The sequence below is a fragment of the Virgibacillus sp. NKC19-3 genome (genome assembly GCF_019837165.1).
GTDB lineage: Bacteria > Bacillota > Bacilli > Bacillales > Amphibacillaceae > Virgibacillus_L > Virgibacillus_L saliphilus.
Window position 1 is genome coordinate 1,443,168 of the sequence record NZ_JAGYHC010000001.1, and the last position, 15,670, is coordinate 1,458,837.

Here is a 15,670-nt window from a genome sequence, read left to right on the forward strand (position 1 = left end):
TTAAAAAAAATACGAATTAAGGGAGGTTTATCAATGAAAATAACAGATGTAAAAACGTATATTGTCGGAAACAATTGGAAGAACTGGGTATTCACGCAGGTTGAAACAGATGAAGGAATAACCGGATTAGGCGAAGCTACACTTAATGGTTTTGCCAAAACAACAGAAGCAGCAGTTCACGAATTAAAACGGTTAGTTATTGGAAAAGATCCTTTTGATGTAGAGCGTCTTTCCCTCAGCTTATTCCGAGATTATTATTCAGATGGTGGCCAAATACATGGAGCTGCTCTTTCAGGTATTGAATATGGCTGCTGGGATATTATGGGGAAAACGTTAGGAGTTCCAGTATATAAACTTCTAGGCGGAAAGGCTCAACCGCGATTACGTGCATATGCTAATGGATGGTATCGTTCTGCTCGTACTCCTGAAAACTTTTACCAAAATGCAAAACACGTAGTTGGAAAAGGGTATACAGCTTTGAAATTTGATCCATTTGGGTCTGCATGGCGCATAGTTGATCGTCCAGATTTTAATTATGCGATTGAGAATATTAAAGCCGTAAGAGAGGCAGTAGGAGAAGAAGTTGATATCTTAGTAGAAGGTCACAATAGATTTACCGTGCATACAGCATTACAATTTGCAGAAGCGATGTATCCATATCAGCCAACATGGTTTGAGACACCAGTACCACCACAGAAAATTTCCTCCATGGTCGAAGTGGCAAAGCGAAGCCCTGTCCCTATTGCTTGTGGGGAAGACTATTATTGTAAAGAACAATTTTCGGAATTGTTAGCACATAATGCTGTTCACATTATTCAATTAGAACCTCAATATTTAGGTATAACTGCTGCTAAACAAGTTGCGGCGATGACACATGCAAATAACGGGGTGACTGCACCACATAGTGCCCAAGGCCCTCTATGTTCCATTGTTTGTGCCCATTTGAATACAGCGACTCCTAACTTCTATCTTCATGAAGTATTCGATGACTTTAATGTGGATTGGACACAGGAATTGTTGACTGATCCAATAAAGGTTGAGAATGGATATATGACAGTAAGTGATCGTCCTGGATGGGGTGTGGAATTAAATCATGATGTTGTACAGCAGCATCCATATAACTCGAATAACTTTTTACCATTGTTCTCAGATGGCTGGGAAAAAAGGCAATCGGTAGAAAATTAAATCAAAAATGAATGAAATCAAGGAGATAGTTATATGAGGAAATTGCGTATAGGTATTGCAGGAATGAATCGAGGAAAACATTTTTATAAAGATTTTAGTAAGGTGGAAGGTGCAGAAGTAGTAGCTGTTATGGATCCTGACCAACAAGCTCTTGAACAATTTCAACATAAATACTCTGGAATATATGTCTTTACAGAATATGAAGATTTACTGGATGCTGATATCGATGCTGTCGTTATTGCTTCCCCCCTTAAATTTCATGCCGAACAGGCAATATTAGCACTTAACCGGGATATTCATGTATTATCGGAAGTTACAGCTGCAACGACAATTGAAGACTGTCGGTCTTTACTTAGAGCGGTAAAAGAAAGTAAAGCCCAATATATGATGGCTGAAAATTATTGTTACATTCGTGAGAACGTTGCTATTCGCAATATGGTGGAGAAGGGAGTGTTTGGAGAAATTTATTTTGCTGAGGGAGAATACCTTCATAATGTTACTTCCCTTCATTATGATAATAATGGACAGCCAACATGGCGCAAAAAAGATATGATGAATAAACGTGGGTTAACATATGGCACACATAGTCTTGGCCCAACTTTGAATTGGTTTAACGAGCGAGTTAAATATGTTAATTGTTTAGGCTCAGGTTCGCATACCGTATCAGAATATAAAAATGATGATACTACGATTATGTTATGCAGAACCGAAAATGGTGCATTAATCAATATTAGGTTAGATATGGTATCAAATAGGCCACATAATATGGGTTACTATTCATTACAAGGAACGAAAGGATGTTATGAAGCACCTAGAGTTCCTGGAGAGAAGCATAGAGTGTGGTTGGAAGACTATGCTGAATCAAGTGAACAATGGATGGATTTATCCGATCTATATGCTGATTTTCTGCCTCCAGAACTAGTGAACTTCCCTGAAGAGGCAAATGATTCGCATCACTGGGGAGCAGATTATTTTATGGTAAAAGATTTTGTGAAATGTATTAGTGAAAACAAACCAGTAAAAATTGATATATACAAGGCACTTGAATACACGTTACCAGGTCTGTTATCAGAGGCATCTATCGTAGCTGACGGGATACCTGTAGAAGTTCCCGATGTTCGTAAATGGTAGATAGAAAAATGGGGTGGGAAGAAAATGAAATTTTTATTTGAACAAGTTGATTTAGACAAGGTCATTAATAATACATTAGAACTTGTTAATGTTCAAGATACTGCCGGAGATACAGTTGAAGTAGCTTCCCTTTATGAGAAGTTATTGAAGCAAGCGGGATTTATCGTTGAAAAATATGAATTTATCCCCGATAACCCTACATTGATTGGAAGGTATCAAGAAAAAACTAATCCTGAAGGAAAGACATTACTATTCAACGGACACATGGACGTTATAACTCTTGATCACACACCTCCCTACGTTGAGGATGGAAAGATTTATGGTAGAGGGACATGTGATATGAAAGGATCTCTTGCTAGTATTTTGGAAGTAGTAAGAGTACTGGAGTTGTCGAAATCAGTTGTAAATGGTGAGATCATTGTAATTGCAAACAGTATGCATGAAAGCCCAGGAGGACGTGGAGAAGATTTAATTGCTTTGACTAAAAATCTGGAGTTACAAGCTGATGCTGCAGTTGTGATGGAAGGCGCCACGTATGATTGTACAGTCGCACAATTAGGATCTGCTACCTTTAACGTAACTATCGAAAGAGACGGACAACCAAGTCATCAACTATACACACCTGATAGAACACCACATCCAATTACTGTACTAGCAGACGTTGTTGAGGCATTGGACCAAGAAAATGATAACCTTAGAAAATTGAAAATAGAAGATATTGGATATGGTTCTTACTTTATTGGACAAGTACAAAGTGGAGCATTTTATAATCAAATGCCAAATCAGTCCTTCTTAGAAGGTGTTAGAAGGTATGGACCAAGTGAATCTTATAATGATGTAGAAGGTTAAATATCAGAATTATTAGAAAGTATAGCGAACAAACATGGTGTAAAAATTTCCTTAGAGATGAAAAAGGTAAGAGATGGTTACCGAATAAATAAAGAGGATAAAGCAGTTAAAGCTCTTCAGGAATCTGTAAGGCAGGTAAGAGGAATTGATTTGCCACTTGTAGGAAAGAAGTTAGTTACGGATGCTGGTATTTTTGTAAAAGAGATGAATATACCAACTGTTTGTTATGGTCCAGATCAAAGTAAGGCACATGGTGAAGTTGAATATGTAAAAACAAGTGAATTGGAAAATACGATAAAAGTCTATTTACAGTTTATTCATGAGTATTTAGGTATCAAAAACAGTAACATATCTTATCGTTGAGGGGTGGCATGCTTGGGGAATATACGAGTGTTAGTAACTGGAGCTGCGAGTGGAATTGGAAAAGGTATTGCAGAAAAATTTTTGTCGCAAGGTGCAAAGGTAATTTTATTAGATAAAGATGAATTAAAATTGTCTGAAACAGCGAAAGAATTGGAATCCTCAACAGAAGTTGTTGAATCTATAATATGTGATTTGCGAAATGAAAAAGAGCTTCAATCAAGTATTGATTGGACATGGAATAACTTGGGAGGGTTAGATGTATTAGTTAACAATGCTGGTTTGGCTATACGCGAATCATTTGTAGACATCCCTTTATCTACTTGGGATCAAATTATAGATGTAAACTTACGAGCAACATTTCGATTAAGCCAGATCGTTGCCAAACGAATGATCGAAGATAAAGTTTCAGGTTCTATCGTAAACATCTCTTCAAAAAATGGGATTTCAGGTAGTTCGAAGTTAGCTCATTACAATACTTCAAAGGCAGGTATCAACCTTTTAACACAATCGATGGCTGTAGAACTGGCAACATATAATATTCGAGTGAATGCTGTTGCTCCAGGGTTTATTGATACACCTTTAGACCGTGAATTAAAACAGAAAGAAAACAATCTTAAACTGACAGAAAAGACGCCCATGAATCGTTTGGGTACCGTACAAGAAGTTGCAAATGGAGTATATTTTTTAGCATCACATCAAGCATCTTATATAACAGGAACAACATTAATTATTGATGGTGGTCATCTTGCTAACGCAAGTGAATTTTAACTTTTTATAAAGGAGAGGTCATTTTAATGAAATTATTAACAATTCGGACAGATAAAGAGGAGCAACTAGGGATTAGTACAAAAAAAGGGATATTGAATGTGACTGAAAAGTTCCCTAATTTTCCTGACGTGAAAGCTGTTATTAAAAATAGCTCAATCCATGAATTGATCAATTTACATGACAAAGCACTTAAAGATGATGAGTTGAAATTTTTAAATGAAGGTGATCTCGATATAGGACCGTGTGTAACAGATCCAGGTAAAATTATTTGTGTTGGACTGAATTATCGTAAACATGCGGAGGAATCTGGAGCAGAGATCCCCAAATCCCCTATATTGTTTAATAAATATAATAATACACTTGCAGGTCACAAGGAATCTATTAAATTACCAAATGATTCCACACAAGTTGATTATGAAGCAGAATTGGCCATTGTAATAGGAAAAGAAACAAAGGAAATTTCAAAAGAGCATGCACTTGAACATGTTTTTGGTTACTCTACAGCAAATGATCTAACAGCCCGGGATCTGCAATTTCGAACTAATCAATGGCTCCTTGGAAAAAACCTTGATGGGTTTTGTCCATTAGGCCCCTATTTAGTAACAGCAGACGAGATTGAAAATCCTAATTCGCTAGATATAAGTTGTACGATAAATGGAGAAGTAAGGCAAAAATCTAACACGAAGGACATGATTTTCTATTGTGATGAAATTGTAAGTTATATTTCGCATTATATGACCTTGAATCCGGGTGATGTTATCTTGACAGGGACCCCAGAAGGTGTAGTTTTAGGTTTGGAAGAATCAGAACAGGTGTGGTTGGCAGATGGTGATGAAATCGAGGTTGAAGTTGAAGGGTTAGGTAAACTTCATAATATTATAAGGAAAAGAATTGAAGAATAATCTTAAAGTAATTTAAGAAGGAATTTGTTAAAAAGAGGTGGAAAAATGAAACCATTAAAAAAAACCTTCGTTAAAGAGTTAAAATTATTTGGAATGGGTTTATTATATTTGCTTCCTACTTTTTTAATTTTGGGAGTATTTCTTTTCTACCCTATTATCAAAACACTTCAATTCAGTGTCTCTGATGTGTTGGATGGAGGAATTGTGACTGAATTTGTGGGTTTAGAACATTTTCTATCTTTATTTAGCTCTTCGGCGTATTTAAATAGTATTAAAGTAACTTTCCTGTTTGTACTTTATACCGTTCCACTAACAATTATGCTTTCCCTTTTTTTAGCAGTTATAGCTAATGAGAAGTTAAAAGGGAATAAATTTTTTCAAATGATTTTTTCTTCACAATTGGGGATTTCTGGAGCAGCTAGCTCTGCGATTTTGCTTTTTTTCTTCCATCCGACACTTGGAACAATCAATAATATCCTGGGGTATTTTGGTATACCGAGTGTTGAATGGCTTACATCTCCTGATTGGGCATTATTTTCAGTAGCCTTAGCAACCATTTGGATGGGTCTTAGTTTAAACTTTATTCTTTTTTTAGGTGGCCTTCAAAATATCTCCAAGGATTTATATGAGAGCGCTACTGTGGATGGGGCAGGATATTGGGTTCGTTTATTTAAAATAACGATACCTTTGTTAAGTCCGGTTTTGTTTTTCGTTACGATTATTAATTTTATTAATGCACTTCAATCATTTGGACAAATTCATATTTTGACCGAGGGAGGCCCAACAGAAGCAACGAATTTACTTGTTTATTCTATATATAGAGAATCATTTATTTATGGTAATTATGGACTTGCCAGCGCTCAGGCCGTCATGTTATTTATAATCACCTTAATTATCACTTTAATTCAATTTAAAGTGGGAGAAAGGAGGGTGCATTATCAATGACGAAAAAAATTGTTTTGTATGTGTTGCTTTCAATAAGCGCATTTATAATGTTTGCACCTATTCTTTATGCTCTATCAGTGAGTTTTATGTCTGCAGATGATATTAACAATGCAGCTTTGCTACCATCCGACCCAAATGTTCAAGGGTATTTAGATGCAGCTGAAAGAATTCCACTACTCGAATTTATCTTCAATAGTTTTCTTATTGCGACAGTAACTATGGTCAGTCAGATAATTCTTTGTAGCTTAGCTGCATATGCGTTTGTCTTTATTCCTTTTAAGGGAAGAAATTTTTTATTTATTTTGTTGTTGAGCACGATGCTTATTCCCTTTGAATCAACAATTGTACCTAATCATGTAACGATTCTTAATTTAGGTTGGCTGGATACTTATCAAGCCTTAATTGCACCGACTTTGGTAACGCCATTTGGAGTCTTTCTACTAAGACAACATTTTTTAACACTTCCTAAAGAGTTGTGGGATGCTGCTCGAATGGATGGAGTTTCATACTTTCGTTATTATCTATCAATTGCACTACCATTGTCTAAAACTACTTTAGGGGCACTTAGTATATTTGCTTTTATTTCATCTTGGAATAGCTATTTATGGCCACTTATAATGACTAGCGATGATAGTGTCCGTCCTATTCAAATTGGCCTTAAAATGTTGGTGAGTTCACAGGCTTCGACAGATTGGCCTATTGTTATGGCAGGTGCCATTATTGCCTTGTTACCTACATTACTTATTCTTTTCTTTGGATTGAAATATATTCGAAAAGGGTTGCTTTCTGGAGGTGTTAAAGGATAAAAGTAAAAAGGGATAGAGGTGTAATATATTTAGATTAATGAGCATATGCCCCTGGTGACTTTGGAAAATATGGATCTAGGTTAAAAAGGCCTAAATATATTTTAAAGGAATGATTGAATTGAAAAAACTAATAGTATTAATTGCTTTAGTCCTTATAATAGCCGGATGTAGCGGCAACTCGAGTGAAACCACAACCACGGAAGATGGTAAAACAGTTATTTCATTTTGGCATAATCTAGATGGAGATAATGCAGTCACTCTTGAAGGGATTATTGATAATTTCAATGAGCAATCAGATACTGTAGAAGTGAACGCTTCATTTCAAGATGATGTGCAACAGCAAATGCGCACTGTAGGGGCAACGGACTCAGCACCAGAAGTATTTATGGGAGGAAATACAGCATATTATAGTCAAAGTGGTTTTATTAGACCAATAGAAGAAATGATAGACGAGGATAGCGATTTTGATATTTCAACAATGAATGAAGCGGTAATTTCAAATCACTCTTTAGATGAGACATTATATTCTATGCCATTTAATGTTTTTGTTCCTTTATTATTTTATAATGTAGAAATATTTGAAGAAGCAGGAGTAGATCCAGACAATCCACCACAAACGTTTAGCGAAATTCAAGAGGCAGCTGGTACTTTAACAGCTGGTGATGTTTATGGGTTTTCTATTCCTTTGGACACTTCTTTTATTTATAATTTCTTTGCCGTTCAAAATGAGCTTGTTTTTAATAATGATAATGGACGATTAGGAGAAGAACCCAGTGAAACTAATCTGAATACACCTACTGGACAGAACATATACAATTGGATCAATGAAATGAATGAAAATGGGCATTTTGGTAACTATGGACGTGAATGGTCCAATATGCAATTAGCCTTTTCTTCTGGAGAACTTGCCATGTATCCGGACTCTTCAGCTGTTACAGGAATTTGGCTTGAAACGCTTGACTTTGAATTTCAAACAGCACCTCTTCCAGTTCCGGATGGAGAAGAATGGGCAGGTGTTAACCAAGGCGGTTCACAACTTTGGTTATCTAATCAAGGTACAGAAGAGGAGCAAGAGGCTGGCTGGGAGTTCATTAAATTTATGGTTAGTGCAGAAACACAATCAGAATGGGCTGCATCTACTGGATATGTTCCTGTAACACAAGAGGCGGTTGAAATTGATCCTTTAAATGAAGCTTATAATGAAAACGAGCAGCTGAAAGAAGCGTATGACGCTCTAAATAATACCAATCCGTCTGAGGCTACCGCGGGGCCATCAATTGAACAATTAGAGGTATCCGAAGCTATTGCACAGTCCTTTGAAAGGCTTGTACAAGGGGAGGATATAGAAAGTTTATTAGAAGAGACCGAAAGTGAAATTAACGAATTACTTCAAAAGTAAAGAGACAGTTTTTCATTAGATTTGATGGGGCTGGGACATAACTAGCCTAAAATAACTTAAAAAGGAATCCCTTCATCAAAAATAAATGAAGGGATTCCTTTTGGTTTGGATGATGGCTTCCATTTAAACTCGGACTGGCCTTCATGGCGGTATACTTCCTCAAGTTTACCGCCATGAAGGCAAATCCTAATTCATTATCCACCCTTTCTTTTCCTCGAACGGAAAAACGAGTGAAACGTAAATTAGCCTTCAGAAATCCAAAAAACAGGTTCCATATTGATTTTACGTTGAACCGTAAATTTCTCCTGTTCTTCTTCCGAAAGCTTCTGCCTTGTATAGGCTTTTTGGTTTTCCCATTTTTCGTTATAATAAATTTTCTAGTTGTTTCCTTCGCCTTCGTGCATTGAGGGTGTAGCGAGTAATAGGAACAATCTTCCCATTCATAAACTTTAAAGGTTCGGGTATAGCCGTAACGGTCCGTTCGGTAAGACCAATAGTGAAATAAGACCTTCCTGCATTTTGACAGGTGAATGCATCCTTTTCCTCGTCATACACCCAATTGGCGGCGTTAATAGTATTTTCCTTATATTTCTTTTTCCTTTCTTTGCGATTTTAATTTCTAAATCTAAAGGCAAAACAACCTGATCTATGTTTTAAACATAAGGACACTTCCAAAAATAATGTTTGGTAACTTTACTTTATCAAAAGGTGTCCTTTTTGTTGACCTAAAAGTGAACATTAACATTAAACAAATATAAGCATGATACCTCAACCAATTTCATGATGATATCAGGCTTATTATTTTCATTCATTAGGGTTTTGTCCCAGCCCCTAAGTTTAGTGTTTAGAAGGACTATCAGTTTATACTCCCTGGCCATATCCAAAACCGATCCATGGTTATGAACCAACTCCTTCTACATCAAAATCTTCACGATGGGGTTTTAAAATATCTTGAGTAAGAGTTAACTTACACACTTTATTTGACAAATCCATAAAAAGTATAACGAATTAGCACCTTTAGGTCAGCATCTTTCTTTGAATATTCCTCCTACAATTTGCGTAACTTTCAATAAACATTGGAACGATGAGTGGGGAGTTATCGGTAAGAAAAAAGATCGGAAAAAAAGTTTTTGAAAAATATTGACTTGAAATCGCTTTCGTATTACACTTTGCTTAGATAGTAAACCTAACTAACTAAGTTCATCCAGAAATTGGCTTATTAAGGGGATGTTTAACATGGATTAAAATGAATAACTATATTATGCTGATGCAGATTGGATTGTAATAAATGAAAAAGTCTACGCCAAAATTAGCGAAAATAATGAATCGAGAGTTAATTATTAATGAACTGAAAAGCAATCCTGAGCAATCCCGAGCAGATCTTTCAAAAAAAACAAAACTCAGTAAACCCACAGTATCAGAGATTGTGAACGATTTAATTAAGGAAGAGCTCGTATTTGAAACAGGGGTAGGACCCTCCAGCGGTGGGAAAAAACCGATATACCTTGTATACAACGCTCGATCTAGTTATGTAATCGGTATTTCAATTGAGAATGATATAATCTTTTTTGCAATTGCTGATATGAATGGTGAAATCATAAAAGTTTCCCAAACAATCTTCACTTCGCAAACTGAAGGTCAGATTATTATTGATTTAATAATAGAGGGAATTATGAGTTTATTAGAATCAGTAAAAGCAGATTTTAAAAAGGTTTTAGGTGTAGTTGTTGGTATTTCAGGTATTGAAATGGATTCAGAAGGTATTATTATTTCTTCTCCAACAATCAAATGGCATGATATTAATTTGCGAAAAGAATTATTAAATCGGTTGAAGAAGGATGTCATTGTTGAAAACGATGTCAATCTTATGACAGTTGGCGAGTTCTATAAAGGACAAGGAAAAAATATTTCTGATTTTGTTTACTTATTTATTGGGAATGGAATTGGAAGTGGACTCTTTTTGAATGGCAAGTTATACAAAGGATTTCATTCAGCTTCAGGTGAAATAGGCTATATGATGTTAGGTGACGAACAAAAAATGAATCTGGATTCGGGTGTGTTTGAAACAAACTATGGGATGTTTGGTGTTACTAAGAAATTGCGAGAGATAAACGTTAACCCTACAGATGGAAAAAATTATTCACTATTGCAGGTTTTGCAAAAACATAAAGATGATAAAATGGTTGGAAATATTTTAAATGATACGATTGACCATTGGGCTAAAGTAACAATTAATATCATCAGTTTAATAGACCCACAAGCGGTCATAATTTCAGGGGAACTTGTAAACATGGATCAATCTTCTTTGAATCGTTATAAACAAACAATTGAAAAATTTGTCCCTAGAAGAATGCCTGAAATAAAAGCAACTGAGTTGGGTTCCAAGGCTGGGTTATATGGGGCAGTATATTTAGCCTTAGAGAATTTTTCCACTTCGGTTTTAAAATAACTTTAATTTATTAGGAGGTCTAATTATGGGGAGTAAAAAGAATTGGCTATTCATATTTATAATTGCCATTCCTTTCATCCTTCTGGCTGCTTGCGGAAGTGATGAAAGCTCTGGAGATGGAGGCAATGAAGGTGAAAATGAAAGCGGAGATTTGGTCATTTATACAGCGAGAGATCAGAACGTTGTTGACGAGGTTATCCCACTATTTGAGGAGGAGTATCCAGATATAAATGTTGAAGTATTAACAATGGGTGCACAAGATATACTTGAACGTGTCCGCGGCGAAAGCAGCAATCCACAGGGTGATTTCTGGTGGGGCGGTACACAATCTGCCTTTGATTTAGGAGTTGAAGAGGAGTTACTTCAACCCTTTGAGCCAGAATTCGCTGACACCATCCCCGAAGAGTATAAGGAACCTGAAGGTCATTGGTACGGGGAAATCATTTTACCTGAAGTTATCATGTACAATACAGATGCACTTTCAGAAGAAGAAGCACCACAGGACTGGGATGACTTACTTGATCCACAATGGGAAGATGAAATCATTATCCGAGATGTATTACCATCAGGGACAATGCGGACGATTTATTCAGCTATGATATACGACCAGAATCCCGAAGATCCTGAAGCGGGCTTTGAATGGTTAAAAGAATTTGATGCAAATACAGCAAATTATGCACAGGATCCAACGAATCTATATTTGCAACTCGCTCGCCAGGAAGGAACGCTTTCAGTATGGAACCTGCAGGACATATTGTTGCAAAGCGAACAGCAAAGTCAGCCTTTTGGTTATGTCATGCCTGAAAGCGGTGCGCCGATACTGGTAGATGCTGTTGGTGTTGTAAATGATGCGCCAAATGCAGAAAATGCAGAATTGTTCGCTGAATTCCTGTTTTCAACAGAAATACGAGCAAACTTAGCAGACGAGTTTTTTCAAATTCCAACGCGTACTGATATAGAAGATGAAGAGCAGGCTGATTGGTTGAAGGATCTTGAATTAAATGAGATGGATTTGGATTGGCAGATCATGGCTGAGAATGAAATGGAATGGATGGAACATTGGGATCAAAATATAAAAAACTCTAACTAAAAATTGATGAAAGCAATTTATCAGGAACAGGGCACAGTGGTACCCTGTTCCTTCCCAGATGACCGCCAAAACAAACAGGAGTGATAACAGTGAAAGCTATAGATATACACGGAAGAGAATTGGACGAACTTACTGATGCAAAATTTGCAGTTGTTCCTTTAGGCAGTTTTGAATACCACGGGCCGCATTCACCGCTTGGAACTGACATCTTTTTGGCAGATGGATTTGGTAATAAAATTAACACTGAATTAGGTGGCGTCATTTTTCCTACTGTACCGTATACAGCTTGTCCAGGAAAGACAGTTAAGTATAATGGTACCATTCCTATTCGATCATCAATCGTTCAAGAATATTTAATCGACATTGTCGATGGGATTATAAATCAAGGTATAGAGAAAATCTTGCTTTTGAATGCGCATGATGGAAATATAGGGATCTCACGAACTGTCGCTGAATATGTTACAAGTAAACATAACAATACCAGCTTTTTATTGATTAACTGGTGGCAAATGGTTGAAATCGAAAAAGCAAAGGAATTGGGAATGGTTTATACAAAAGGTAGAGGCCATGGAGGACCCTACGAGATGTCAGCAACCAAAGCATTTCAGCCTCATCTGGTACATATTCAGGAAGGTGATACAGAATTTCCTGATGTCGAAAAACTCTCTCCTCAACCGTATACACTTGTTGAAGGCAATCCTAAGTCTTGGGATGGCTATACAGGATTGATTCAGCAAACTTCATTTGAAATGGGTAAAAAAATTGTTGCGGAAGCAACAGATAACTTAAATAGACTAATAGAAAATTGGATACAGTAGTTTTTCACATATAAACCAAGGAGATAAGCATTCACTAACAATACCACTTTTCTCGTAAGATTTCTCTCCATATATCGTGAATTAGCTTTTTCCAGTTTTTCTAATCAAATAAAATTACCTACCGATTTTTGTAAAAAGAAAGGTGAAGGAAATGAAAAGTGTTAGATTGGAAAATATAACGAAAATGTTTGGTGAAACGATTGGTGTTGAGGATGTCAACATTGATATACAAAGCGGGGAATTTTTCACATTCTTGGGTCCAAGTGGCTGCGGTAAAACAACAACATTAAGAATGATCGCAGGGTTTTATTTTCCTACAAAAGGTAAAATAGCCTTCGACAATAAAGATATCACCGCGGTAAAACCAAACAAACGAAATATCGGCATGGTTTTTCAAAATTATGCGCTCTTTCCGCATATGACTGTCTTTGAAAATATTGCATTTGGTCTACAAGTTAGGAAAAATTCAAAAAGTGTTATAAAGGAAAAGGTGGAAAAAGCACAAAAATTTGTCCGATTGGTGGGCTATGGAGATAGAAAAATTACAGAATTATCCGGGGGACAACAACAACGCGTGGCACTAGCAAGATCGCTTGTCATTGAACCGGACATATTATTGTTGGACGAACCATTGTCTAACTTGGACGCAAAATTACGTGAAGAAACAAGGGTTGAGATTAAGCGACTTCAAGCTGAACTAGGAATCACCACAATCTATGTCACGCACGATCAGCATGAAGCGATGGCGATGTCTGATAGAATTATGGTCATGAGTGAAGGTGAGGTTCAACAAATCGGTACTCCTCAAGAAATTTATAACAGACCGATTAACCAGTTTGTTGCTTCATTTATCGGTGAATCAAATATTTTAGAAGGTACTATCACGGAAGTATTGGGTGATCATGTCATTGTTGATGTTGGCGAGGGCATTTCACTTAAAGGAATAAAAGAGAACGGTTCCCCGCATGTTGATATCACAGAAGGCAAAAAAGTATTACTCTCCATACGGCCCGAAATCATTGAGATCGATGAAGGTCTTAATTCAGTCGATGGCAAAATTCAGATGGTTGAGTTTTCCGGGGTAAGTATTAACTATCTTGTCAAGGTTGGCAATCATGAATTGAACGTGATGATTGTCAATTCGGGCTCCAATATATTGGAACGTGATCATACTATCACTCTCAACATTCCCGAAAACGGGATATATTTTATGAGCGAAAAGGGGTGAGGGCATGACTGATGGAACAATCGCCCCCAAAAAGACAATTTGGGAGAAAATGACACAATCGAGATATTTTGTATATATATTAATTTCACCTCTGGCTCTGGTATTATTAGCTTATGTGATTTATCCGATGTTCAGTACGCTTTCACAGAGTGTAAAGGATCAAGAAGGTGCTTTATCATTATCCAATTATATAAACTTTTTTTCTACTGAAGCCAATCTGGAATCATTAAGAAATAGTGTGTTTATATCGATCGTGAGTGTCATTACATGTGCTATTGTCGGAGTGACGATGGCTTTCTTACTAAACCGATTTGAATTTCCGGGAAGAAAAGTTTTATCTGTACTTGTTTTGGTACCTATGGCTTTACCGGATTTAATAGGTGCCCTTTCATTTGACTTTTTATATGGCCAAACAGGAATTTTCCCTCGTTTTTTCCAACAAATTTTTTATTTGGAGGACGTTCCATTCTCCCTAGAGGGGATTTTGGGTGTTATGGCTGTTCATACCTTTACAATGTATCCCTATTTTTATTTGAGTGCCTCCGTAGCGATTAAGGGATTGGATTTATCATTGGAGGAAGCAGCTTCAAATTTGGGTGCAGGTCGATTAATTATTTGGTTAAAAGTTATTTTACCTATGTTGACACCTGCAATGGTAGCATCATCATTACTTGTGTTTATGATTTCAATGGCATCATATACTGCTCCATTAATGTTCGGTGTCGAAAGAACGATGACAATGCAAATAACGCTTTCCCGTACAAATGGTAACCTAGAAATGTCGGCAACACAATCGACCATTCTTTCCATTGTATCAATTGCATTTCTGATACTGATGATGTGGTATCAAAACAGGAGAAATTATACAAATCAGAGCAAAGGTGTCGGTGCTCACAGGGCAGAGGTCCACTCGTCTATTGCCAAATATCTGGCAGTAATCGGATCCATCATTGGCGTTGTCATTTTAATGCTTCCGATCGTGGTCATCGCGTTGATTTCGTTCGCTGAAGACGGAGCCTGGACAACGCAAGTGATACCTGAATCCTATACCTTACAGCATTATATTGCTCTGTTTACGGATTCAAGTATATGGGCGCCCATTTGGAATAGCATTCAAATGAGTACAATTGCTGTTATTGGAAATATCATTTTTGGTGTTGCAGCTGCTTATGCGATGGTTCGTTTTGATTTTAAAGGAAAAAGCTTCATGGATATATTGATTATGGTACCTTGGGCGCTACCAGGCACTGTGGTAGCAGTTAATCTGATTTCAGCTTTCAGCGATCCTAGTGTTTTTTCATTTAACCAAGTATTGGTTGGTACTTTTTGGATTTTGCCTTTAGCATATTTTCTCAGACAGTTGCCGCTTGTCTTCCGCAATGCACAGGCAAGTTTAATGCAAATGGATCAATCAATTGAAGAAGCAGCACAAAGCTTGGGGGCATCTTGGTGGCATTCATTCAGGAGAGTTGTTTTACCACTTATTATGCCGGGGATTTTAGCTGGCACACTACTGGCTTTTATTCAAGGTCTAACGGAGTTTGTTGCGTCAATTTTAATTTATACACCTTCCAACATGCCATTATCTGTCGGTATATGGAATAGGTTGTACTCATTTGAGTTCGGAATAGCATGTGCATATGGCGTACTTCAAATCATTTTGGTTATTATTGTTCTCTTCATCAATGAAAAAATTAAAGGTGATAATAACAATACAAGTACTACTTTTTAAGAAGG

Annotated in this window: 15 protein-coding genes; 14 read left to right on the forward strand and 1 reads right to left on the reverse strand. The window is 36.8% G+C overall.

Going from position 1 to position 15,670, the window contains the following annotated elements; translation table 11 throughout:
* Positions 1 to 33: 33 nt before the first annotated feature.
* From KFZ56_RS07110 to KFZ56_RS07150, 9 genes are all read left to right on the forward strand, one after another.
* A complete protein-coding gene (locus tag KFZ56_RS07110; protein WP_222641168.1) occupies positions 34 to 1,185 on the forward strand; it encodes a mandelate racemase/muconate lactonizing enzyme family protein in 1,152 nt (383 codons plus the stop codon).
* 33 nt (positions 1,186 to 1,218) lie between these two features.
* Positions 1,219 to 2,316 (forward strand): Gfo/Idh/MocA family protein, encoded by a 1,098-nt coding sequence (locus KFZ56_RS07115; protein WP_222641170.1) that lies wholly within the window; start codon positions 1,219 to 1,221, stop codon positions 2,314 to 2,316.
* 24 nt (positions 2,317 to 2,340) lie between these two features.
* On the forward strand, positions 2,341 to 3,165 hold the full coding sequence (locus KFZ56_RS07120) for a M20 family metallopeptidase (RefSeq protein ID WP_222641172.1): 825 nt from the start codon (positions 2,341 to 2,343) through the stop codon (positions 3,163 to 3,165).
* A 57-nt stretch (positions 3,166 to 3,222) separates the two neighbouring features.
* The gene (locus KFZ56_RS07125; RefSeq protein ID WP_222641174.1) at positions 3,223 to 3,528 is read left to right on the forward strand and encodes a M20/M25/M40 family metallo-hydrolase; all 306 of its coding nucleotides are present in this window, start codon (positions 3,223 to 3,225) and stop codon (positions 3,526 to 3,528) included.
* Positions 3,529 to 3,540: 12 nt separating this feature from the next.
* Entirely contained in the window at positions 3,541 to 4,296 is a 756-nt protein-coding gene (locus tag KFZ56_RS07130) for an SDR family NAD(P)-dependent oxidoreductase (protein ID WP_222641175.1), read from the forward strand.
* Positions 4,297 to 4,322: 26 nt separating this feature from the next.
* Complete coding sequence (locus tag KFZ56_RS07135; protein ID WP_222641176.1) at positions 4,323 to 5,198, forward strand: fumarylacetoacetate hydrolase family protein; 876 nt, start codon at positions 4,323 to 4,325, stop codon at positions 5,196 to 5,198.
* Positions 5,199 to 5,243: 45 nt separating this feature from the next.
* Positions 5,244 to 6,143, forward strand: a complete 900-nt coding sequence (locus KFZ56_RS07140; protein WP_222641177.1) for a carbohydrate ABC transporter permease — start codon at positions 5,244 to 5,246, stop codon at positions 6,141 to 6,143.
* A complete protein-coding gene (locus KFZ56_RS07145; RefSeq protein ID WP_222641178.1) occupies positions 6,140 to 6,949 on the forward strand; it encodes a carbohydrate ABC transporter permease in 810 nt (269 codons plus the stop codon). The genes KFZ56_RS07140 and KFZ56_RS07145 overlap by 4 nt, the downstream gene beginning before the upstream one ends.
* A gap of 118 nt (positions 6,950 to 7,067) precedes the next feature.
* A complete protein-coding gene (locus KFZ56_RS07150) occupies positions 7,068 to 8,348 on the forward strand; it encodes an ABC transporter substrate-binding protein (RefSeq protein ID WP_222641179.1) in 1,281 nt (426 codons plus the stop codon).
* Between the two features lie 46 nt (positions 8,349 to 8,394).
* Here KFZ56_RS07150 and KFZ56_RS07155 read toward each other — a convergent pair whose 3' ends face one another.
* The gene (locus KFZ56_RS07155) at positions 8,395 to 8,880 is read right to left on the reverse strand and encodes a transposase (protein ID WP_222643923.1); all 486 of its coding nucleotides are present in this window, start codon (positions 8,878 to 8,880) and stop codon (positions 8,395 to 8,397) included.
* A 756-nt stretch (positions 8,881 to 9,636) separates the two neighbouring features.
* Here KFZ56_RS07155 and KFZ56_RS07160 point away from each other — a divergent pair.
* The 5 genes from KFZ56_RS07160 (at position 9,637) to KFZ56_RS07180 (ending at position 15,665) form a co-directional block, all read left to right on the forward strand.
* Complete coding sequence (locus KFZ56_RS07160) at positions 9,637 to 10,797, forward strand: ROK family transcriptional regulator (RefSeq protein ID WP_222641181.1); 1,161 nt, start codon at positions 9,637 to 9,639, stop codon at positions 10,795 to 10,797.
* 25 nt (positions 10,798 to 10,822) lie between these two features.
* A complete protein-coding gene (locus KFZ56_RS07165) occupies positions 10,823 to 11,887 on the forward strand; it encodes an extracellular solute-binding protein (protein ID WP_222641183.1) in 1,065 nt (354 codons plus the stop codon).
* Positions 11,888 to 11,976: 89 nt separating this feature from the next.
* Positions 11,977 to 12,705, forward strand: a complete 729-nt coding sequence (locus KFZ56_RS07170; protein ID WP_222641184.1) for a creatininase family protein — start codon at positions 11,977 to 11,979, stop codon at positions 12,703 to 12,705.
* 151 nt (positions 12,706 to 12,856) lie between these two features.
* Positions 12,857 to 13,933 (forward strand): ABC transporter ATP-binding protein, encoded by a 1,077-nt coding sequence (locus KFZ56_RS07175; protein ID WP_222641186.1) that lies wholly within the window; start codon positions 12,857 to 12,859, stop codon positions 13,931 to 13,933.
* A gap of 4 nt (positions 13,934 to 13,937) precedes the next feature.
* Positions 13,938 to 15,665 carry an ABC transporter permease gene (locus KFZ56_RS07180; RefSeq protein WP_222641188.1) on the forward strand — a complete coding sequence of 576 codons (1,728 nt, stop codon included), beginning with the start codon at positions 13,938 to 13,940 and terminating at the stop codon, positions 15,663 to 15,665.
* Positions 15,666 to 15,670 lie beyond the last annotated feature (5 nt).